Annotated in this window: 19 protein-coding genes and 2 other annotated features (1 of these 21 running past the window's edge); of the genes, 14 read left to right on the plus strand and 5 right to left on the minus strand. The window is 43.3% G+C overall.

What is annotated here, in order from left to right:
- Positions 1 to 48: a sequence feature (ribosomal protein L20 leader region), on the plus strand (it extends 73 nt beyond the left edge of the window).
- A 32-nt stretch (positions 49 to 80) separates the two neighbouring features.
- From infC to rplT, 3 genes are read left to right on the plus strand one after another with little or no spacing between them, the layout of a single operon-like run.
- On the plus strand, positions 81 to 584 hold the full coding sequence (infC, locus tag AC0NJP_RS15525) for a translation initiation factor IF-3 (RefSeq protein WP_474040718.1): 504 nt from the start codon (positions 81 to 83) through the stop codon (positions 582 to 584).
- A 19-nt stretch (positions 585 to 603) separates the two neighbouring features.
- A complete protein-coding gene (rpmI, locus tag AC0NJP_RS15530) occupies positions 604 to 801 on the plus strand; it encodes a 50S ribosomal protein L35 (RefSeq protein WP_474040484.1) in 198 nt (65 codons plus the stop codon).
- A gap of 30 nt (positions 802 to 831) precedes the next feature.
- Entirely contained in the window at positions 832 to 1,185 is a 354-nt protein-coding gene (gene rplT / locus AC0NJP_RS15535) for a 50S ribosomal protein L20 (RefSeq protein ID WP_474040483.1), read from the plus strand.
- A gap of 59 nt (positions 1,186 to 1,244) precedes the next feature.
- Here rplT and AC0NJP_RS15540 read toward each other — a convergent pair whose 3' ends face one another.
- On the minus strand, positions 1,245 to 1,667 hold the full coding sequence (locus AC0NJP_RS15540) for a thioesterase family protein (protein ID WP_474040482.1): 423 nt from the start codon (positions 1,665 to 1,667) through the stop codon (positions 1,245 to 1,247).
- Between the two features lie 147 nt (positions 1,668 to 1,814).
- Between AC0NJP_RS15540 and AC0NJP_RS15545 the strand changes: the two genes are divergently transcribed.
- From AC0NJP_RS15545 to AC0NJP_RS15585, 9 genes are all read left to right on the plus strand, one after another.
- The gene (locus AC0NJP_RS15545; RefSeq protein ID WP_474700352.1) at positions 1,815 to 2,609 is read left to right on the plus strand and encodes a TrmH family RNA methyltransferase; all 795 of its coding nucleotides are present in this window, start codon (positions 1,815 to 1,817) and stop codon (positions 2,607 to 2,609) included.
- A 168-nt stretch (positions 2,610 to 2,777) separates the two neighbouring features.
- Positions 2,778 to 2,985 (plus strand) — a binding site (T-box leader).
- 48 nt (positions 2,986 to 3,033) lie between these two features.
- On the plus strand, positions 3,034 to 4,056 hold the full coding sequence (pheS, locus tag AC0NJP_RS15550) for a phenylalanine--tRNA ligase subunit alpha (RefSeq protein ID WP_474700353.1): 1,023 nt from the start codon (positions 3,034 to 3,036) through the stop codon (positions 4,054 to 4,056).
- Positions 4,057 to 4,079: 23 nt separating this feature from the next.
- Positions 4,080 to 6,536, plus strand: a complete 2,457-nt coding sequence (pheT, locus tag AC0NJP_RS15555) for a phenylalanine--tRNA ligase subunit beta (RefSeq protein ID WP_474700354.1) — start codon at positions 4,080 to 4,082, stop codon at positions 6,534 to 6,536.
- A 156-nt stretch (positions 6,537 to 6,692) separates the two neighbouring features.
- Positions 6,693 to 8,093 (plus strand): amino acid permease, encoded by a 1,401-nt coding sequence (locus tag AC0NJP_RS15560; protein ID WP_474040478.1) that lies wholly within the window; start codon positions 6,693 to 6,695, stop codon positions 8,091 to 8,093.
- A gap of 124 nt (positions 8,094 to 8,217) precedes the next feature.
- Entirely contained in the window at positions 8,218 to 8,472 is a 255-nt protein-coding gene (locus tag AC0NJP_RS15565) for a cell division protein ZapA (RefSeq protein ID WP_474040477.1), read from the plus strand.
- A 55-nt stretch (positions 8,473 to 8,527) separates the two neighbouring features.
- On the plus strand, positions 8,528 to 9,139 hold the full coding sequence (locus tag AC0NJP_RS15570; protein WP_474700355.1) for a DUF421 domain-containing protein: 612 nt from the start codon (positions 8,528 to 8,530) through the stop codon (positions 9,137 to 9,139).
- Positions 9,140 to 9,178: 39 nt separating this feature from the next.
- Positions 9,179 to 10,093 carry a metalloenzyme gene (locus tag AC0NJP_RS15575; protein ID WP_474700356.1) on the plus strand — a complete coding sequence of 305 codons (915 nt, stop codon included), beginning with the start codon at positions 9,179 to 9,181 and terminating at the stop codon, positions 10,091 to 10,093.
- Positions 10,086 to 12,578 carry a U32 family peptidase gene (locus tag AC0NJP_RS15580; protein ID WP_474700357.1) on the plus strand — a complete coding sequence of 831 codons (2,493 nt, stop codon included), beginning with the start codon at positions 10,086 to 10,088 and terminating at the stop codon, positions 12,576 to 12,578. The genes AC0NJP_RS15575 and AC0NJP_RS15580 overlap by 8 nt, the downstream gene beginning before the upstream one ends.
- A 10-nt stretch (positions 12,579 to 12,588) precedes the next feature.
- Complete coding sequence (locus AC0NJP_RS15585; protein WP_474700358.1) at positions 12,589 to 14,952, plus strand: endonuclease MutS2; 2,364 nt, start codon at positions 12,589 to 12,591, stop codon at positions 14,950 to 14,952.
- 75 nt (positions 14,953 to 15,027) lie between these two features.
- On the opposite strand, the gene AC0NJP_RS15590 is transcribed toward AC0NJP_RS15585, so the two are convergent.
- Together AC0NJP_RS15590 and AC0NJP_RS15595 are read right to left on the minus strand one after the other, a co-directional pair.
- The gene (locus tag AC0NJP_RS15590; protein WP_474700359.1) at positions 15,028 to 15,534 is read right to left on the minus strand and encodes a hypothetical protein; all 507 of its coding nucleotides are present in this window, start codon (positions 15,532 to 15,534) and stop codon (positions 15,028 to 15,030) included.
- Between the two features lie 14 nt (positions 15,535 to 15,548).
- Positions 15,549 to 15,869, minus strand: a complete 321-nt coding sequence (locus AC0NJP_RS15595; RefSeq protein ID WP_474040471.1) for a YbaB/EbfC family nucleoid-associated protein — start codon at positions 15,867 to 15,869, stop codon at positions 15,549 to 15,551.
- 160 nt (positions 15,870 to 16,029) lie between these two features.
- Between AC0NJP_RS15595 and AC0NJP_RS15600 the strand changes: the two genes are divergently transcribed.
- Complete coding sequence (locus AC0NJP_RS15600; protein WP_474040470.1) at positions 16,030 to 16,398, plus strand: hypothetical protein; 369 nt, start codon at positions 16,030 to 16,032, stop codon at positions 16,396 to 16,398.
- A 269-nt stretch (positions 16,399 to 16,667) separates the two neighbouring features.
- On the opposite strand, the gene AC0NJP_RS15605 is transcribed toward AC0NJP_RS15600, so the two are convergent.
- Together AC0NJP_RS15605 and AC0NJP_RS15610 are read right to left on the minus strand one after the other, a co-directional pair.
- Complete coding sequence (locus tag AC0NJP_RS15605; protein ID WP_474700360.1) at positions 16,668 to 18,779, minus strand: transglycosylase domain-containing protein; 2,112 nt, start codon at positions 18,777 to 18,779, stop codon at positions 16,668 to 16,670.
- A gap of 154 nt (positions 18,780 to 18,933) precedes the next feature.
- Positions 18,934 to 19,245, minus strand: a complete 312-nt coding sequence (locus AC0NJP_RS15610; RefSeq protein ID WP_474700361.1) for a hypothetical protein — start codon at positions 19,243 to 19,245, stop codon at positions 18,934 to 18,936.
- A 184-nt stretch (positions 19,246 to 19,429) separates the two neighbouring features.
- Here AC0NJP_RS15610 and yunB point away from each other — a divergent pair, with 184 nt between their 5' ends.
- Complete coding sequence (yunB, locus tag AC0NJP_RS15615) at positions 19,430 to 20,143, plus strand: sporulation protein YunB (protein WP_474700362.1); 714 nt, start codon at positions 19,430 to 19,432, stop codon at positions 20,141 to 20,143.
- The last annotated feature ends 322 nt before the right edge of the window (positions 20,144 to 20,465 follow it).

Here is a 20,465-nt window from a genome sequence, read left to right on the forward strand (position 1 = left end):
TGTCGTCGTGGAACGGGTGGGTTATGCCGCCCGTTTTTTATTTGAATTGAAAGAGGTGAATGGTGATTAGCAAAGATACTTTGAGGGTGAATGAGGAGATTCGAGTCAGAGAAGTTCGTGTTGTAAGTAGTACTGGCGATCAGTTAGGAATTATGCTTACGAGAGAGGCTGTCCGTCTTGCTTCCGAACAACAGTTGGATCTTGTAGAAGTAGCACCGACTGCGAAACCGCCGGTCTGCCGTATTATGGATTTTGGTAAATTTAAATATGAGCAGCAAAAGCGCGATAAAGAAACAAAGAAAAAGCAGAAGACTGTTACCGTAAAAGAAGTAAAACTTCGCCCAGGCATTGAAGATCATGATTTTGAAGTCAAACTAAAAAATGCGCAGCGCTTTTTAGCTGACGGAGATAAAGTGAAAGTGACGATCATGTTCCGTGGTCGTGAACTTTCTCACCCTGAACTCGGCCGTCAATTGCTTGTCAAAATGGCCGGTATATTAAAAGAGACGGTCAATGTGGAGCGTGACCCGAAACTTGAAGGGAAAAATATGATTATGATTCTTGCTCCAAAGCAACATAATTAACCTAAGGGGGATTCTCAGTATGCCTAAGATGAAAACACGGAGAAGTGCAGCCAAACGGTTTAAAGTAACCGGAACTGGCGAATTTAAACGTGCTAAAGCTTTTAAAAGCCACATTTTGGAGAAAAAGTCTCCATCTCGGAAACGCAATTTGCGTAAAGCTACGCTTATTAGCAAATCCGATCATAACCGCGTAGTAAAAATGTTGCCGTACGCATAATAAACTTATAATCGAAATGGGGGATCGCAGATGCCGAGAGTAAAAAAAGGCGTGACTGCACATCGTCGTCATAAAAAGATTTTAAAATTAGCAAAAGGTTTTAGAGGTTCTAAGAGCAAACTGTTCAAAAAAGCAAATGAAACAGTAATGAAAGCTCTTTACTATGCTCGCCGTGACCGTCGCGCGAAAAAAGGTGATTTCCGCAAATTGTGGATTGCTCGTATCAATGCAGCAGCCCGCATGAACGGTATTTCTTATAGCCAAATGATCAGCGGACTTAAAAAAGCTGGTGTAGAAGTAAACCGTAAAATGCTTGCTGATTTAGCTGTAAACGACATGACTGCTTTTGCTCAGCTTGTTGCTACCGCTAAAGAAAATCGGTAAGACTTAGCAGAATAAAAGGAAAAGGGCTTGCTTAGCAAGCCCTTTTTTGTCGCAAGATTTTACTTAACGCCGTAAACACCGGCGCGTTCATAAGCACGTTTTAACAGAGAATCTCGATTTACGATCAGACGAACATGTTTTCCATGGCCGATTTCACCGATTTCATCATGAGCTGTGATAATGAAAGACAGTTTATTGTCTTCCAACTTGTTTAAGGTAGCTCGTACGGTAATATTCATTCCTAAAACAGTAGGAGCTTGGTGGATAAATTCCATGGACTGTCCCACGGTGACCAATCCATCAGGGAGTAGGGGATCAACAGCTTGGGTAGCTGCTTCAATCATCATGGCGACATAAGCAGGAGTTGCAAGGAGATTTTGGAGTTCGTGCGAACCGTAGTTCGCAGCTACATCGGCAGCATCAACCGTTTTTTGTACTTCATAATAGATTCCAGTTTGAAGTGTATTGGGTACATGAACCATAGTAACACCCTCCTTATACTTTTTTAGTCCAAACCATGTAAAGAAGATACTTCTTCTTACTTTTATGCTAATATAGTCTGAAAAATTTGTCAATCTTTTGTTTTTTTTAGGATGGATTAACCTATTTTTAAAGGAGGCATGAGGTCTATGCGTGAGAAAATACAAAGCCCTCAAAATCAAAATATAAAACTTGCTGCTTCGTTGAAACAAAAAAAATATCGGGAAGAAACGGGTCTTTTTCTTGTGGAAGGCGTTCGCTTAGTGGAAGAGGTTTTAGCTTCTGACTGGTTTTGTGAGAGTATTTTTGTTGCCGATAGCTTTGGCGGACAAGAGCGTAGCGCCGCTTTGCTGAAGCAGGCTGAAGAATGTAGTCATGTTTATGAAGTTTCGGAAGCCTTGCTGGCTAAAATCAGCGATACCCGTGAACCCCAGGGAATTGTGGCAATAGTCAAACAGAAAGAGCAAGCTTTGCCGAAGGCTGGAGCGAATCCCTTTTGGGTGCTTGCCGATGGCATACAAGATCCGGGGAATTTAGGAACTCTGATTCGGACGGCTGATGCAGCAGGGTGTGACGGCGTTCTCTTAATTCAGAGCGTAGATGTTTATAATCCGAAAGTCGTGAGGGCGTCGATGGGATCGTTATTTCATCTTCCGGTATTATCAGCGGAAGCAGATTTGATTTTGCAATGGCTGCAAGCAGAAAAAATTTCCTTATATGGCACATCTGTAGAAAATGCCGTTTCCTATTATAATGTAGATTGGCGCCCTAGTTGCTGTATTGCTTTTGGAAATGAAGGGCAGGGAATGAGTTCTTTCGTAAAAGAATATTGCGACGGTTTTGTCCATATTCCTTTGATTGGCAAAGCGGAATCTTTAAATGTGTCCATTTCAGCAGCGGTAATTTTGTATGAAGCCCTCAGGCAGCGCCGCTTCTCGTCTTGAACTTTGCTTTTTCCTATGCTATACTGATAACGAATCGTATTTATTCCTAAAGCTAGCAAGGAAGGTGTGGTTACACATGATCCCCGCTGAAGTCTTTTGGAGCGTCTTTAAACAGACAGGTTCTATCGTAGCTTATTTATGGTATCGAAAAATGCGGCTTCAATAGTTTTATATGCGATGATAAAGAGAGTAGGAAGCTTGTGCTTGTACAGGGAGGAATTTGCCGTAGATTGAAAGCAATTCTCAAGCAGGCTGTCTGAAGTTCACTTTGGAGCATTTTGGCTGAACTGAGATTAGGCCAGACGCGGTTTCGGCGTTATTGAAAGCAAAGAGGTAATTTGGGTGGTACCGCGGAAGTCAGACTTTCGCCCCTTGGTGGGGTGAAGGCTTTTTTTTTACCCTAATTTATTTTTGGAGGTATTATATGGAACAGCAATTGCAAAATTTGCGACAAGAGGCTTTAGCAGCGATTCATTCTGCGGATAGTCTCGAATTGTTGCAGGATCTACGTGTGAAATACTTAGGGAAAAAGGGCAGTCTTACATCAATGTTGCGCGGCCTTGGCTCTTTAAGTGCTGAATTGCGGCCGAAGATGGGACAAGTAGTCAATGAGATTCGCACCGAATTAGAAGGAATTCTCGATCAAAAAACAGCCGAATTGAAGAATGCGGCGCTGGCAGCGCGGCTGACCTCAGAAAAGATTGATGTAACACTGCCAGGGCGCAAGGCGCTACAAGGGCATTTACATCCATTAACGCTTACACTTACGCGGATTAAAGATATTTTCATGAAAATGGGCTTTCAAATTGCTGAAGGTCCGGAAGTCGAGCAGGATTATTATAATTTTGAAATGCTCAATTTTCCCAAGGAACACCCAGCACGGGACATGCAAGATTCTTTTTATATAACCGAAAGTATTTTGCTGCGGACTCACACTTCACCAGTACAAGCCCGCACGCTGCAATCGAAGGAACCGAATTCGCCTGTGCGAATTATAGCTCCAGGCAAAGTATATCGCAGTGACTATGATGCGACTCATTCGCCCATGTTCCATCAGGTAGAAGGGCTTGTTGTTGATAAAAATATTCGGTTCTCTGATTTAAAAGGAACCTTAGAGCTCTTTATTCATGAGATTTTCGGTAATTCTGTAGCTGTACGGTTTCGTCCCAGCTTTTTTCCGTTTACCGAACCTAGTGCTGAGGTAGATATTTCTTGTGTAATGTGCGGCGGTAAGGGCTGCCGGGTATGCTCGGGAACGGGCTGGCTAGAAATCCTAGGATCAGGTATGGTTCATCCTAATGTACTTACATTAAATAATTATGATCCGGCTGTTGTCAGTGGTTTTGCCTTTGGCATGGGGGTAGAACGAATTGCCATGCTTTTGTATGGAATTGACGATATGAGACTCTTCTTTGAAAATGATGTGCGCTTTTTAGGACAGTATTAAGAGAAAGTAACAGGAGGAAGATTATGCAGGCTTCGATTAAATGGCTTAAAGAATATGTCGATTTTACGGTTGATCCTGATGTGCTAGGAGAACAGCTTACTATGGCGGGAATTCCGGTAGAAGCAGTTCAACACTTAGGAGAGAATCTTACAAACGTAGTAACAGGCAAGGTACTTGATATTTATCCTCATCCTGACGCCGACAAGCTCAGTATTTGTAAAATAGATGTGAAAACTGAGATTCTTACTATTATCACAGGCGCTAAAAACGTAACAAAAGGCGCTGTAGTTCCCGTAGCAAAAATTGGGGCAAAATTGCCTAATGGCATGAAAATCAAAGAAAGTAAGCTTCGTGGGCTGCCTTCTTATGGCATGCTTTGTTCAGCCAAAGAAATGGCTCTTGATGAAAAAACCCTACTGCCCGAAGAAAAAGATGGAATCTTTCTGTTAAGTTCTGATACGCCTATTGGCGAAGATATTCGCACGGTCTTAGGTCTCGATGATGTGATTTTGGAATTTGAATTAACACCAAACCGAGCAGATTGTTTCAGCATGATTGGTTTAGCTAGAGAGATAGCTGTTCTTACGGGCGGTACTTTGAAAAAGCCGTTGTTAAATGTAAAAGAAACTGGGGCGGGTAAGGCAAGTGATAAGATTTCCATTACGATTGCCGATCCATCTATTTGTTCCCGCTTTGCTGCTAGGGTTTTGGAAGATGTGAAGGTAGGTCCGTCACCGGAATGGCTCAAAATGCGTCTTCGTTCCGCAGGAATTCGTTCCATCAGCAATATTGTCGATGTAACAAATTTTGTTATGTTGGAATTTGGCCAGCCTATGCATGCCTATGACCATGCTATGCTATCGAAACAGCAGATTACAGTACGTTTGGCAAACCAGGGTGAAACGATTACGACTCTTGATGATACGAAACGAGAATTAACGGACGAAATGATTGTTATTGCCGATGCCTTGCAGCCTGTAGGCGTTGCTGGTGTTATGGGTGGATTACTGAGTGAAGTGACGAATCAGAGCCGTACAATTGTGCTGGAAGCAGCCGCGTTTCATAGTGCTAGAATTCGTAAGACAGCTAGAAAACTGGGACTTCGTTCCGAAGCATCAGGTCGTTTTGAACGAGGGGTTGATGTAAGCGCTGTTACGGCGGCACTCGACCGAGCGGCTCAACTTCTTGTTGATATGGGGGCGGCTAAAGTATGTACTGGCATTGTCGATATCTACCCGAATGTTACTATGCCAAGTAAGTTTAGCTTTACAGGCAAGCAAATTAATGACTATCTTGGCACTGATTTTCTCGTAGGCGATATGGTAGATCTTTTGCAAAAGCTTGACTTTGCCGTTGTCGGTCCTGATAGCGATGGCGATATTACTGTTACGGTTCCTTCCTGGCGTTCTGATGTGACGGGGATGGCTGATATTGCCGAGGAAGTAGCACGTCTCAAGGGATATGACCAAGTTCCTGCTACGACGCCACAAGGGACTGTGGTACAAGGTGGGCAAAGCTATGAGGCTTTGATCGCAGATAAAGTAAAAAATTCGTTGACAGCGAACGGTTTCAGCGAAATTATTACTTATAGTTTCATTCATCCTGGCGCTTTTGACAAAATTGGTTTGGACGCTGCTGATCCGCTGCGAAATACGGTACCGTTATTAAATCCGATCGTGGAAGAATTCTCTGATTTACGAACTACTTTGTTGCCGAATCTTTTGGAAACCGTAGCGCGTAATGTGTCTCGCAAGAATCTTGATGTAAAGATTTTTGAGTTAGGCGCGATTTATTTGCCGCAGGCAGAACAAGATGTTTTGCCGGAAGAACCGCAGCGTTTAGCAGGGGCCCTAACGGGGAAACGACAACTTACAGCTTGGAATCAAGGGAAAGAAGAAGTCGATTTTTATGATGCCAAGGGCGTTGTTGAAACGATTTTTGCCAGTTTAGGAATTCAAGATTTTTCTTTTGAGGCAGCACAAACTGCTTCCTTTCATCCCGGAAAATGCGCCGCTATTTTATATGCCGGAGAGATTATTGGCTATGTAGGAGAAATTCATCCTACAGTGCAACAGGCCTATGGTCTTAACCGGAAAGTCTATGTATTTGATTTGAACTTTACGGCTTTAAGTCAAGAGGATGTTATGAAAGCTTTACTGGGTATGGGTGAAGTTAAGAAATATTCTCCCTTGCCGAAATTTCCGGCTATTTCACGTGACTTGGCGCTTGTATTGCCTGAGTCTACAGAAGCAAAGAGTGTTCTTGATGTGATAGGCAAAACAAAGAGTCCTTTACTGGAAGATGTTAGCCTTTTTGACGTGTACACTGGCGAGCAAGTGGAACAGGGAGCCAAGAGCCTAGCTTTTTCCCTGGTATATCGTAGCAATGAAAGAACCCTTACTGATGCTGAGGTAGAACCAGAATACAATAAACTTGTTGCGGCGCTTAAGGAAACCTTACAAGCGAAAACAAGAATATAGTCACAAGTGTTCATTCCTAAAACACATTTTCCTCTTTACCTTTCCATGTGATTGTGTTAAACTGTTACCTGTAGCGGACGAAGCTGGCCTTTGTCCGCTCTGTCGATACGATCAAGAAGAATCAATCTGTACTTATTGGAGGTAAGGGAGACGCGTATGAACATTTTGCGGACAAAGAGTATTGACGTACTAAAAGAAGGGGCGGCGGCAAATGGGCTGAAAAAGAGCTTAACCGCTTTTGATCTTGTTCTTTTAGGTATTGGCTGTATTATTGGGACCGGTATTTTTGTACTTACCGGGGTTGCAGCGGCAAAGTACGCCGGACCAGGAATCATGCTTTCTTTTGTTTTATCGGGCCTCGCTTGTGCTTTTGCGGCTCTGGCTTATGCAGAATTGGCAGCTATTGTGCCAATTGCTGGTAGCGCCTACACCTATTCCTATGCGGCGCTTGGTGAAATTATTGCCTGGATTGTTGGTTGGAATCTGGTTCTAGAATATTCTGTTGGCTCTAGTGCTGTGGCTGCGGGATGGTCTGGTTATGTAGTAGGTCTTTTGAAGTCTGGCGGCATTGAGTTGCCGAAAGCCTTTACAGCTGTACCGGCTGATGGTGGTATCGTAAATCTGCCAGCGATGATTATTGCTATTTTTCTTAGTTTATTACTTGTGCGCGGTACGAAAGAAAGTGCAACTTTAAACAGAATTCTTGTTGGTGTGAAGCTTATTGCTGTATTCTTATTTCTTCTATTAGCCGGTCCTCATGTAAATACGGCAAACTGGTCACCCTTTATGCCTTTCGGTTTTGCTGGCGTAGCTGGTGGCGCTGCTATTATTTTCTTTGCTTATATCGGTTTTGATGCTGTAGCTACAGCAGCAGAAGAATGTAAGAATCCAAATCGTGATCTGCCAATTGGAATTATTGGTTCTTTAATTGTTTGCACCGTGCTTTACATTGCGGTAGCGGCAGTTTTAACCGGTGTTGTTCCTTATAGTGAACTTAATAATGCAGAGCCTGTTGCCTATGCACTACGCGCAATTGGCTATAATTTGGGATCTGCTTTAGTGGGAACTGGCGCAATCTGTGGGATTACTACAGTATTGTTAGTCTTGATGTATGGACAGACGCGCGTTTTCTTCGCGATGTCACGTGACGGTTTAATTCCTGCTTCCATTTGCAAAGTTCATCCTAAATATGGTACGCCTCATATCATTACCATGGTTGCCGGTGTCGTCGTTGCTTTGATTGCTGGTTTTACGCCAATCGGTATTATTGCTGAGCTTACCAATATCGGCACTCTCTTTGCCTTTGTTGTTGCCGCTATCGGTGTGTGGGTATTGCGGCATGTACGGCCTGATTTAGAGCGTCCTTTCCGTTGCCCGGCTGTTTCGATTGTGGCTCCATTAGCTGTTTTCTCCTGCGGTTATTTAATGTATAATTTGCCGGCGGAGACCTGGGAACGGTTCTTTATCTGGAGCGCCATTGGCTTTGTCGTATATTTTGGCTATAGCTATCGTAACAGTACTTTAAATAAGGGTGCTATCGCGACGAATGAAGAGTAAGTTGAGAAAAAGTGGGGAGCGGCATTTTGCTGGCTCCTCTTTTTTTCCTTGAAAACGGGGGCAGGAAAAGGCTTTTTCCTAGTCGAATATACTTTAGAATATTTGTTACAATAAGGGTGAGTATATGGACGGAAAAACAAATAAAACGTCTGTTCTATTATTAGGGCGGGCTTATCACATTAAAGGCGATATCGATCCGACTAGGCTAAAAATGATTACAGAAATGCTTGATGATCGCATGCGTAAACTGGCCCAGAGCAATTATCGTCTTTCGACTGAAATGGTAGCTGTTTTAACAGCGCTGAATACGCTTGATGAATATTTGCGTTTAAAGGAAGATTATGAAGAGCTTATGGAACTGATCAAAGAAGACCGTTAAAGACTCGCATAGCTTCGTCATAGCAGGGAATACTAATTCCGACAGGAGTGGTAGCATGGACTATGATGAACTTGGAGTGTATTTTCTGCGGATCGTAATTCTCTTTACTTGTTCTTTGATTGTAGTACGGCTTATGGGAAATCGTGCTGTTGGCCAATTGTCTCCCTTTGATTTTGTCATTATGGTTGGAATCGGCGATATGCTTACAACCATTGCGATGGAGACTAACAAAAGTGTTTTTGCTGGAATTGAAGGTTTGGTGTCTTTTTTGCTCTTGCAACAACTTCTAGCACGGCTTGCTTTAAAGAGCAAGCGGCTGCGGAAATGGTTTGAAGGAGCTCCTGTTGTTCTTATTGACAAAGGGAAGATTCAACAAGCGAATTTAGTGAAAACGCAATTTAATTATGATGATCTTCGCCAGGAACTTCATAAGCAAGGAATGGATTTTACGAATCTACCTGTAATTAAGACGGCAAGAATTGAAAGTTGTGGCACTTTTAGTGTGATTAAAGATCCTGAGTGTGAGCCGCTAACGAAGCGAGATTTAGAAGTGTACTTGCAAAATATTATGGAAAACCCACTTAGCCCATTTGGTGCTAAGTGGAGGAAATTTGAAAACACGCTAGATGAAGTCCATGATTTTGTGACAAAGAAGGGGGCGCACTAAAAGTGGGCTCTCTCTTTCTATAGAAAAGAGGGGATGGTAGTGAAGCTCTTATTTTTATTTATTGATGGGCTGGGAATAGGTAAGAGCGATCCAGCGATAAATCCTCTGGTTCGGTTTGCTCCTAGCTTTTTTTCTGCTTGGTTGAAGCAGCCCTTAACGGAGGAACTGCGGCCTATTATTAGTGATACGGTTTGTTTACTGCCGCTTGATGCGACGTTGGGAGTAGCAGGTTTGCCGCAAAGCGCTACAGGTCAAACAACTTTATTTACCGGTATTAATGCCGCTAAAGCTATGGGGCATCATGTGCAAGCCTTTCCGGGGCCACAGCTTAAAAAGCTAATTTTTGCCGAAGGGCTGTTAGCTAAACTCGTTCAAGCCGGTTATCGAGTGAAGGGGGCAAATGCTTATCTTTCTAATTATGAAAATTTAATTGCCAGCCGAAAATATCGACATTCTGCAACGACTTTGACGCTGCTAGGCGCTGGATTGCCGCTGGCATCCGTTGAGGAACTGAGACAAGGAAAAGCCGTATATCAAGATATAACGAATGAAATGGCAGCTGCCTTAGAATCGGATGTCCCTATTATATCACCTTGTCAGGCTGGGAAAAATTTGGCGCAGATTACGCAGCAGCATCATTTTACACTTTATGAATATTTTCAAACAGATCGTTATGGTCATAAACAAGATTGGCAGATGGCTGAGAAAATAGTAAGATATATAGATGAACTATTATGGGGATTTTGGCGAGAAGCGGCAGGCGATTGTACCCTGTTGCTTGTCAGTGACCACGGAAACTTTGAAGATTTGTCGGTGAAAACCCATACAATAAACAAAGTTCCTTTGCTGCTTATGGGGCCTGCCAGTCGAAAGCTGGCAGAACAGATAACTGATTTTTCGTCAGTGGCACAGGCAATTTTTTCTGTAATGCAAGGAGAGAGAGAAAATGGTTGAATTATTAGCTCCTGTAGGGAGTTGGGAAGCTTTAGTCGCTGCCGTAGAAAGCGGTGCGCAAGCGGTGTATTTAGGTGGAAAGATGTTTGGCGCTCGTCATTATGCACCGAACTTTGATGAAGAAGAAATGCGATCAGCTGTACGCTATGCTCATTTACGCGGTGTAGCTGTGCATGTTACTGTGAATATTTTGATTGATACAGGTGAATTAGAAGAATTGGCTGATTACTTGCGTATGCTTTATGATGTCGGGGTTGATGCAATTATCGTACAAGATCTTGCTGTAGCAAGGATCGCTAAGGAAGTTGTCCCCCATTTAGCGCTGCATGGTAGTACGCAAATGACAGTTCACAATTTAGCGGGTGTTGAGTTTCTAGCAAGCAATGGTTTTTCCCGCGTCGTTTTATCCCGTGAAGTTTCTTTGGAGGACATTCGGCATATTTGTAAGCATAGTCCTGTAGAAATCGAAACGTTTATTCATGGCGCTTTATGTGTCTGTTATTCCGGTCAATGTCTCATGAGCAGCCTCATCGGCGGGCGCAGCGGCAATCGCGGCAAATGTGCCCAGCCTTGTCGACTCCCCTATGAACTTGTTGATGCCAATGGGCAAAATGTGTTAGCCGGAAAAGATGCTGGCGAGTATTTATTAAGTCCTAAGGATTTAAATACATTAGAGTTATTACCAGAGCTCATTGATGCTGGCGTAGCCTCATTTAAAATTGAAGGCCGTATGAAACGGCCGGAGTATGTAGCGGTTGTTGTTGATACATATCGACGGGCCATTGACAGCGTCATTGCAGGACAAAACTACTCCGCTGGGGAAGAAGAGCAACGTGAATTGGCTCAGGTTTTTAACCGCGATTTTACGACGGCTTATCTAAAAAAGAAGCTCGGAAGAACCATGATGAGCGACCGTCGGCCTAATAATAGAGGAACGCGAGCGGGGCGTGTCGTCGAATATGATAGGAGTCAGCAAGAGGCGTTGATTCAGCTTGATGAGAGACTGACCATGGGCGATGTTCTTGACGTATGGGTAAAAGTTGGCGGCAGGGTGAATGTAACGGTAGACAAAATTATTTTAGACGGACAAGCTGTCGAAGCAGCGCCGGCTAAGTCACTTGTAACGATCAATATGCCTGCCACGGTTCGCAGCAGCGACCGGATTTTCAAAACTTTTGACGTCAAATTAATGGAGCGAGCTAGAGCCTTTTTTGCCAAACCGGAGGCTTTGCCGAAAAAAGCTCTTTATGGAACGGTACGGGCTGCAGTGGGAGAGCCGCTAAAGATCATGCTAACAGATGAAGATGGCTATAGCGGGGAAGCTGTAACAAACTTTATCGGCCAAGCGGCACGCAATCGTCCCTTAACGGAGGAGACGATTTTTAAACAAGTGGAACGTCTTGGTAATACCATGTTTTCGCTGCAGGAACTGACTTGTGATATTCAAGGCGAAGTGATGGTTCCTGTCAGTGAAATCAATGAAGCTAGGCGAAAAGCCATTGAAGCGTTAGAACAAGAACGGCTAAATGTATTTCAACGAGAACCGCTTGCAGCAGCCGTGAAAAGTGTTCCTTCGCTCTATTTACCAGCGCAGCCAAGCAAGAAAAAGATCCCACTATTAACGGTCAATGTAGATCGTGTGGCGAAGGTAAAAGCAGCTCTGTCTGGGGGCGCCGATCATATTCTCTTTGGCGGCGAGTGTTATGGACATCAAGGCCTAACCGCCGATGACTACCGTTCGGCCATCAAGCTTGTTCGCGAAGCCGGTAAGAAAATTACCTTTAATACGCCGCGGATTATCAAAGAGTGGCAGATCGCTGCTTTTAAAGCACAGCTGTTCTTATTTGATGACCTGGCTCCTGATGCTGTCGCTGTTAATAATCTCGGAACAGTAGAGCTGCTACGGTCTCATAAATTTAGTCTTATGGCTGATTATGGGTTAAATGTATTTAATAAATTGTCGCTTGATTTTTGGCAAAGTCAAGGCATCGAAGTCGTCACTTTATCGCCGGAACTTAGCTTTAGCCAGATTGAGAAGTTAGCCAGACAAAAAGCAACAGCTATCGAATGTCTGGTTTATGGTCCTTTGGAAATGATGGTTTCCGAGTATTGCGTAATTGGCAGTTTTTTGGGCGGCTTAGGCAAAGAACAGTGCCGTCAAGCCTGCTTAAATGGAAAGTATTATTTAAAGGATCGCATGAATGCTCTGTTTCCGGTAGAAACAGATCAATTTTGCCGGATGCATGTTTTAAATTCAAAAGAACTCAGTATGTTGCCCCACTTGCCGCAGTTTACTTTTGCTGGTGTGGATCGTGTGCGGCTTGAAGCGAAGACCTTAGCGCCAGATGCGATAGAAAAAGTTACGAAACTCTATCGGCAGGTTTTAGACCAAGGCGAAAGTCACCCTGCTTTTCTTAATGGGCAGATAGAATCACTCGAACCGAAAGAATTTACACGGGGGCATTATTTTAGAGGTGTCTTGTAAGGAGTGTCATATGAATCAAGATATATTACGAATTTTGGAGTTTCCTAAAATTCAGGCCATGCTGCTGCAGAGAACACATTTTTCCTGGGGAAAAGAATTGGCGCAGCAGACTTTGCCAGCTTTTGATTTTGCAACAGTTGAGGAACGGCTTAACGAAACCGAGGAAGCGCGAACGATCATAGTAAGCGAACCATCGGTGCCTTTTGGGGGAATTCTAGATATTCGCAGCGCCGTTCGGCGAGCTGGATTGGGCTCAGTGCTTGATCCAGAAGAAATCATGGCTGTAGGCAATACTTTATCAGGGTTACGTCGCCTGAAAGCCTTTTTGGAACGGCTTGAGCTGCCAGTGAAGGCATTGCTTACCTACCGTGATGAACTCATTCCCTTGCGACCGCTTGAACAGAAAATTGAAGCCGTTCTTGATGAGCAGGCGAGAATTCGGGATGAAGCCAGTAGTGAACTGAGTCGAATTCGCCGCGAAATGCGGGCAAGGCAAAGTCAGGTGAAAAGTCGCCTTGATGCTATTTTGCGTTCCGCTGAATACCAAAAATATTTTCAAGACGCCATTGTTACTGTCAGGGGAGATCGTTATGTAATTCCAGTAAAACAGGAATATCGTCATCATTTCCCCGGGATTGTTCATGATCAGTCAGGTAGCGGTGCTACCGTATTTATTGAGCCCATGGCGCTTGTGACGATTAATAATGAAATCAAACAGCTCTTAGCTGCTGAAAAGCATGAGATCGAACGGATTTTAACACTATTATCAGGCGAGATCGGGCGCTATAGTGATTCGATTTATCAGAGCGCTCAAGCCGCAGCCGCTCTTGACGCGATTTTTGCGAGAGCGTTGTTAAGCCTTGATATGAAGGCCTATCGACCACAATTAAATAGCGAAGGCTATATTAATTTGGTCAATGCCCGTCATCCTTTAATTGATGGGGATAGTGTCGTGCCAATCAGCGTGCGGTTAGGGAAGGAATTCCAAACGCTGTTAATTACAGGGCCTAACACTGGCGGGAAGACGGTTACCTTAAAATTAGTCGGACTATTTGCTTTGATGACGCAAGCCGGTCTTTTTATTCCGGCTATGGCCGAATCAGCTATGCCGGTTTTTCCGCAAATCTTTGTTGACATTGGCGATGAACAAAGTATTGAACAAAGTCTAAGTACTTTTTCCGGGCATATGACTCATTTAGTTAAGATTCTTGATGAGGTAAGGCCAGGCGATCTTGTTTTAATTGATGAAATTGGTGCAGGCACAGACCCTGATGAGGGTGCTGCTTTAGCCATGTCGATATTAGAGCGACTTCATAAGCTTGACTGCCGGACTATTGTTACGACCCATTATAGTGAATTAAAAACTTTTGCCTTTTCCCGCGAGGGAATTGAAAATGCTAGTGTAGAGTTCGATATTGAGACGCTTAGGCCAACTTATCGATTGATTATTGGACGGGCTGGAAGCTCTAACGCTTTTGCAATTTCCGCCAGACTGGGCTTAAGTGAGGTTTTAATTGACCGGGCTAAAGCGCTTATTACGCAGAGCCATGCTGACTTTGAGTCTGTTTTGGCCAAGCTTGAGCAAAAAACAGTAGAATATGAGCAGCGAAATGAAGAATTGGCTGCGTTAGAACGGGAGATTAATACTTTAAAGCATACGCTGGATCAAGAGAGGACAGCTTTGGCAGTACGTCGCAAAGATACGCTCGATAAGAGTAAGAAAGAAGCGGCAGCTATTTTACGGCAAGCCCGTCGTACTGCTGAGGAAGTAATTGAAGAAATTAAAAAGCAGTTCTCGGAAAAAGAGCAGCATGCTAGGCAGAAAAATATTCATAAGTCGCGGCAAAAGTTAGCGGAAGGACTAGGTCTCGTCAATGATTTTAGCAGTGATGAAACTGATTTGCCGCCCTTGGATTCTGCCGCTTTGGCTGTAGGGATGACTGTGAAAGTTTTATCGCTTAACCAAAAAGGTGTTATTTTAGCAATTAATGGAAATGATCTTTTACTGCAAGTAGGTATTCTCAAAATGAATGTTCCTTTGGCGGACTGTCGCATGACCAATCAACCGGCGAGAGAAAGTCGGACGCTGCGCCGCGTGAAACCGCCGAAGGTAAGTCTTGCTGTACAAGCAGCAGCACGGCAAATTGATGTGCGCGGTACTACGGTGGAAGAAGCGCAAGAGGTCATTGATAAATTTATTGATGATGCTATTATGGCTGGACTTGGTGAAGTTCTTGTCATTCATGGCAAAGGAACAGGGGCTCTGCGTAAAGGCTTGAGAGAATATTTGAAGCAGCATCCATCGGTAAAGAAAATTGATGTAGCTGAACTTAATGAAGGCGGCGATGGGGCTACTGCTGTTAAACTGAAATAAAGCGGTGGCTGATGTCGTAACAATAAAAGAATTGTTCAATAAAAAACCAGAGCGGAAATTTTCCACTCTGGTTTTTTATTGTTCAGTAGTAGAGGCAGCAGAGTCAGATTGATTATCGGGGGCTTCTTTTTTGGCGGGCTTTTCTTCTTTTTTAGGTCGGTCTTCACTGCCGCCGAGACTATTTAAGAGACCAAAAATAGCAGCCATATTCGTAGGCGTCATTTTAGCTTTCAGTTGTGGATTACTGAGTAGCGGCAAAAGTGTGCCAAGTAGATCAGGGTTATTACCTAATCCGGCGGCGCCGCTTGTGTTGGAAGCAGGGGAACCGCCTGATGCAGACACTGTTTTTAGTAAGTCAGTTAATGTTTTTTGTAGCGGCGCTGCTGTACTTCCCCCTGGATCTAAGAGCGGTTCTTCTTTTGCCGACAGTCTTTCGCTTTTTGCTGTGCGGCCCAATATAATACAAAGTAAGCAGGAAAGGGCTAATAGTTCTACTAAGGGGGACGAGTCTTTTGGATCGGCAGCGGCAATATCAAGGATTTTTTCAATGAGCGGCAAGAAAAAGGGGATTCCTGTCGGCATGATAAACACCTCTTTTAAAAGAGTCCGGGGATTTTAGGAATATTTAAATCGGAAGAAAGTTGACCTACAGCAGATTGACTGATTTCTCTTGATTTTTCCGCAGCATTATTGATGGTAGCGACAAGCAGATCTTGCAATAACGGTGCATTTTCCGGGCTTAAGTATTTGGGGTTTAACTCTATGGTTACGAGATCTTGCTGGCCGTTCATCGTTACGGTAAGGGCGTCGCCGCTTGTTACAACGATTCGCTCTTCTTTCAGCTTTTCTTGCACTTCATTTACGTTTTGCTGTAACTTTTTCACCATTTCCATGAGGTTACCGAACTGCTCAAACATATGATTTCCTCCTCTGAAAATGAAACTTATGGATATCTATGTATGAAAATAATCTATGCAAAAGATGTTTTTTTTGTGTGGGAAAAATAGCTTTTTTGAACACTCAAATAAGTTCAGCATATATTGGATTAACAAAGAAACTGCAAGGTGGCGGATTCAGATGAAAATACGACGGCGGAGGCAGAAAAAGTTTTCCCGTGAAGACACAGCAAATCTTTTGCCTGCTCTAGTTTCAGAGACGAAGGACGCAGTTTATGAGCCGGAGCCAGTAGTTAAGCCAAAGCGTAAAGGACTTGCTCCATTTAAGTTGTTGCGTGAAGTCGTGCGTAAGCCTGATTTTTCCTATCAAGCATTTATGTTGCTTATGACCTTTGCCAATACGGATCAGATGCGAATTGATCGGCAGATTGCCGATGTGAGTACGACCATCGAGAAAGTAAAAACCGCTACTGATGTTCTTGGTTCTACGATGCGATCACTGCAGTCGGCTGCTGAGGCACCACGGAATATTCGTAAATTATTTGAATAATCTTTTTGGTTATTGCTTGGTAGGCACTCTTTATTTTTAGCGATCATAAGATATAGTGAAAATGCCTGTTATACAACGGATAGCTTTTTTAGGATTGCAGGGAAAGGAGGATAAAATTATGGCAAGAGGGTTTGGTTGTGGCGGTAATGGAATTTGGATTATCCTGATTATCCTTTTATTGTTCTTCTTCTTCGAGGATGATACGTCGGTTACTTTATAATGTATATGCAAAACAGAAAAAAAACACGCGTAAAAACGCGTGTTTTCTTTTATTCTTTTTTCGGCGCTTCCGGCCTTGCGGGCGGTGGCGGCAGATTAGGAGTAGGAACTTTTTCGGATTTTCCATTGGTGCTAGAAGAAGATTTTCCTTCCGCATTAGCATTAGGCGAGCCATTAGGATCTTTTCCCGGCGTGGTTTGTCCCGGTTTTTCCGGTTGCTTTTGTTGATTTGGATCCGTGCTTTCTTCTCGTAAGGAGCTGTCAGCGGCTAACTGTCCGTCACTGACGCCGCTCGGTCTTGGAAAATCACGGGAAGGATAGCTGGCCGCGGCTGTTGTCATAAAAGCACGCCAGATTGTTGCTGGCAAATCGCCGCCCGTAATTCCTGATAAGGTGCCGTCGTTATCCATTCCCATCCATACAGCAGCAACGAGATCAGGGGTGTAACCAACAAACCAAGCATCTTTATAGTCGCTGGTGGTACCAGTTTTACCTGCTGCTGGTCGACCAATGTTAGCGCCAGCGCCAGTACCGCTAGTGATTGCTGTTTTTAATATATCGGTGATAATGTAAGCGCTTTTTTCGTTAAGGACTACTTTTTCTTTTGGAATGTTTTCTTCAATGACTTTCCCATTGCGATCAACAATTTTCATAATAGCAATGGGCTCAGCGTGAATGCCATGATTGGCAAATACACCGTAGGCGCTAGCAATTTCTATCGGTTTAACACCACGGGTTAAACCGCCGAGAGCCATGGCCAGATTTTGATCATTTACAGAACCATTTAAAACTAGTGTTGAAATTCCTAACTGTTGAGCGTAATAGAGCGGTTTTTCTACACCGACTTGATTGGCAAGTTTTACAGTCGGTACATTGAGAGAGTGAGCAAGTGCAGCACGAAGCGTTACTGTGCCATGAAAACGTCGATCATAATTTTGTGGCGACCAGTTGCCGTAGGTTACGGCCTTATCTTCGATGGTTGAACCAGCTGTCATGCCATTTTCGATGGCTGCTACATACACAAAAGGTTTAAAAGCAGAACCTGGTTGGCGCTCGGCCAAAACAGCACGATTGAATTGATCGTTGCCTCTGCCGCCAACCATAGCTTTAATATAGCCAGTTTGTGGTTCGAGGGCTACAAGAGCGCCTTGCGGCTGTTTGATGCCGGAACTATCAGTTCGATAAGTTGGCAGTTTTGTCATGGCCTGCTCTGCCGCTTTTTGCATCGATAAATCCAGAGTCGTATAAATTTTCAAACCGTCTTTATAGACCGCATCAGCACCGTATTTATCAATAAGCTGTTGAATAACATAATCGACAAAATAGGGAGCTAAATCATCCACGTCATCTTGTTTTTTAGTAACAATTTTTATTTCTGTTTGACGAGCCTTGTTAGCTGTAGCTGAATCAATATATTCATACTTTATAAGCTGATCCAGTACCGTATTTTGTCTTTCTTTCGCTGCTTTCAAATTTGTAGCGGGAGAATAATAGTTTGGACTTTTCGGTATGCCAGCAAGCATGGCACATTCAGCCATGTTTAGTTCATCGACATTTTTGCCGAAATAGACCTGAGCAGCTGCTTGGACGCCGTAGGCGCCTTGGCCAAAATAAATCTGATTTAAATACAGTTCAAGAATTTCCGATTTGGTGTATTGGCGTTCGATTTGTAGAGCTAAAACAGCTTCTTGAATTTTTCGTTTTAAAGTCTGCTCCTGCGTGAGCAAGGCATTTTTGGCGAGCTGCTGGGTAATTGTGCTGCCGCCTTCTGCAACGGCATGATTGGTTAAATTGGCCCAAACTGCTCGTAAAATTCCGCGCGGATCAATGCCGATATGGTTATAGAAACGGGCATCTTCTGCGGCAATGAAGGAGTTTTGCAAATCCTTCGGAATTTTGCTTAAAGGTACGGGAATTCGGTTTTCTACGGAACGAGTTGTTGCAATTAATTTACCGTGGGCATCAAAGATTTGTGACGAAGCTGGTGGGCGCATCTCATGTTTGAGATCAGGCATAGAATTAATGCTTGCTGTAAGAAAGCCGAGACCGGCGCCTGCCAGCATAACAACGAAGACAATAATGCCAATAATGAAATATTTTGGTTTATAGTTTTTCTTTCGGCGTGTATCCGAACGGGAACCGCCGTTTTGGCCAGTACTCATGTGTTTCCTCCTAATTTGCCAATCTGTAAGATATTATATCATAAAAAATAGCAGGGAGACATAAATAGAAGGGAATTTCCTCTTTCCGAAAAACGGCAAAAAAAGAAGCAGTGTTTAGCTGCTTCGTCTAAAGGGACAAAATGAATCGCTTGTTCTATCGAGTGGGAGGCGGTCCGTAATTTCTTATTTGTTCCTTACTGAGAGAAGCTTCCGGCACAACAGGCGCCATTTGCGATTCGGCGGCAGTAATTAGTTCGCTTCGCGATAGATAGATATTTTCATTGGACTTCGAGGCTTGTGATAAAGTTGTAAGCTGGGAACTTTGTTGCTGTTCTTTATTATGGTGAGGCCCAGTGGCGTTGTTTAACGTGTTGGTATAAGCAGAAACTAACTTTTCTTGATTCGTTTTTGTTAGGCTTTGTGTTGTTTGGGGATTATTTTCTGATTTATCTGTTGTATAGTTCATAGCTTAACCTCCTTTACCAAGTATAAAACCAATTTTTCTTTCTAAAGATAGCATGACCTATTTCTATAAAAACAATCTGACAGTTTTTGTTTATAAAAAAGAACACCTTTATTGCAAATTTCCATATATATAGTAGCAAAAGGTTTTTGGATGAAAACGGGAGAAAAAATAGGAGGAAGAAAGAATGCGGTTTTCTCTTGCCAGACGCAAGCGGATTTCTTCTATTCCAGCGGTTATCTTTATTTTATTGATATTGTCAGGCGCTACTGTGGGACTCATCGAGGTGCACTTAAAACCAACTTTGTTAGCCATTGCCGAAGCAAAAGCAACCATGATTGCAACGCAGGTGATTAATGGCGTTATTAATGACCGAACGAGTTTGAATATTGATCCGCAAAATTTGGTGCAGGTTCATTTAGACAATAAAGGACGAGTTGCGTTGATTCAACCTAATACGATTGAGTTTAACCGTTTGGCTGCTGATACAACGATTAAAGTGCAGGATGCTTTGCAAAAAATTACTGAAGAGAAAATATCCATCCCGATCGGACAGGTTTTAGGCAGCCAGCTTTTGGCTAGTATGGGACCCAAGATTACAGTCATTGTTATTCCCATGGGAACGGTTCAGGTCCAGGTTGTTGATAAATTTGAACAAGCCGGTATTAATCAAACACGTCATATGGTTTATTTGATGACTACAACACAGGTCCGGATTGTAGTACCGCTTGTAAGTAAAAGCGTGAGTGTGAATACACAAGTTCCGATTGCCGAGTATGTAGTAGTTGGCGATGTACCTGGAACATATGTACAAATTCCTCTGCCAATGTTAAGTGAGGCAGGTCTGCTTGGTTCTTCTAACTCAGGAAACTCTGCTGGCGAGGGAAGTAATGGTAAGTAGACTAACGGACTTCTCATTTCATTCATTGCCAAGTCTCTCACTAAGTTTTGCATGTATCATTGCAATTTAGATGATAAAAATATGAAATTAAAGAGGAATAAAAGTGTTGACATAAGTGAATCTGCTGTGCTATTATATACAAGTCGCCGCTGAGCGACACGAAAACAGAAAAGAATCATCGCTTCTGAAAACGAAGACGAAACGGTTAAAAAAGAAACTTTGAAAAAAGTGCTTGACAAACTGGTTCGAAAGATGGTAAACTATCTAAGCTGCTTCGGTAGCGGCTCTCTGAAAACTAAACGATGGATAAGTAACAACAAGC

It is taken from the genome of Pelorhabdus sp. sgz311002 (assembly GCF_056134285.1).

Bases quoted from the DNA above. Each gene is read 5' to 3' on its own strand.
- rpmI (WP_474040484.1), top strand. From the start codon at position 604: ATGCCTAAGATGAAAACACGGAGAAGTGCAGCCAAACGGTTTAAAGTA.
- rplT (WP_474040483.1), top strand. From the start codon at position 832: ATGCCGAGAGTAAAAAAAGGCGTGACTGCACATCGTCGTCATAAAAAG.
- AC0NJP_RS15540 (WP_474040482.1), bottom strand. From the start codon at position 1,667: ATGGTTCATGTACCCAATACACTTCAAACTGGAATCTATTATGAAGTA.
- AC0NJP_RS15545 (WP_474700352.1), top strand. From the start codon at position 1,815: ATGCGTGAGAAAATACAAAGCCCTCAAAATCAAAATATAAAACTTGCT.
- pheS (WP_474700353.1), top strand. From the start codon at position 3,034: ATGGAACAGCAATTGCAAAATTTGCGACAAGAGGCTTTAGCAGCGATT.
- pheT (WP_474700354.1), top strand. From the start codon at position 4,080: ATGCAGGCTTCGATTAAATGGCTTAAAGAATATGTCGATTTTACGGTT.
- AC0NJP_RS15560 (WP_474040478.1), top strand. From the start codon at position 6,693: ATGAACATTTTGCGGACAAAGAGTATTGACGTACTAAAAGAAGGGGCG.
- AC0NJP_RS15565 (WP_474040477.1), top strand. From the start codon at position 8,218: ATGGACGGAAAAACAAATAAAACGTCTGTTCTATTATTAGGGCGGGCT.
- AC0NJP_RS15570 (WP_474700355.1), top strand. From the start codon at position 8,528: ATGGACTATGATGAACTTGGAGTGTATTTTCTGCGGATCGTAATTCTC.
- AC0NJP_RS15580 (WP_474700357.1), top strand. From the start codon at position 10,086: ATGGTTGAATTATTAGCTCCTGTAGGGAGTTGGGAAGCTTTAGTCGCT.
- AC0NJP_RS15585 (WP_474700358.1), top strand. From the start codon at position 12,589: ATGAATCAAGATATATTACGAATTTTGGAGTTTCCTAAAATTCAGGCC.
- AC0NJP_RS15590 (WP_474700359.1), bottom strand. From the start codon at position 15,534: ATGCCGACAGGAATCCCCTTTTTCTTGCCGCTCATTGAAAAAATCCTT.
- AC0NJP_RS15595 (WP_474040471.1), bottom strand. From the start codon at position 15,869: ATGTTTGAGCAGTTCGGTAACCTCATGGAAATGGTGAAAAAGTTACAG.
- AC0NJP_RS15600 (WP_474040470.1), top strand. From the start codon at position 16,030: ATGAAAATACGACGGCGGAGGCAGAAAAAGTTTTCCCGTGAAGACACA.
- AC0NJP_RS15605 (WP_474700360.1), bottom strand. From the start codon at position 18,779: ATGAGTACTGGCCAAAACGGCGGTTCCCGTTCGGATACACGCCGAAAG.
- AC0NJP_RS15610 (WP_474700361.1), bottom strand. From the start codon at position 19,245: ATGAACTATACAACAGATAAATCAGAAAATAATCCCCAAACAACACAA.
- yunB (WP_474700362.1), top strand. From the start codon at position 19,430: ATGCGGTTTTCTCTTGCCAGACGCAAGCGGATTTCTTCTATTCCAGCG.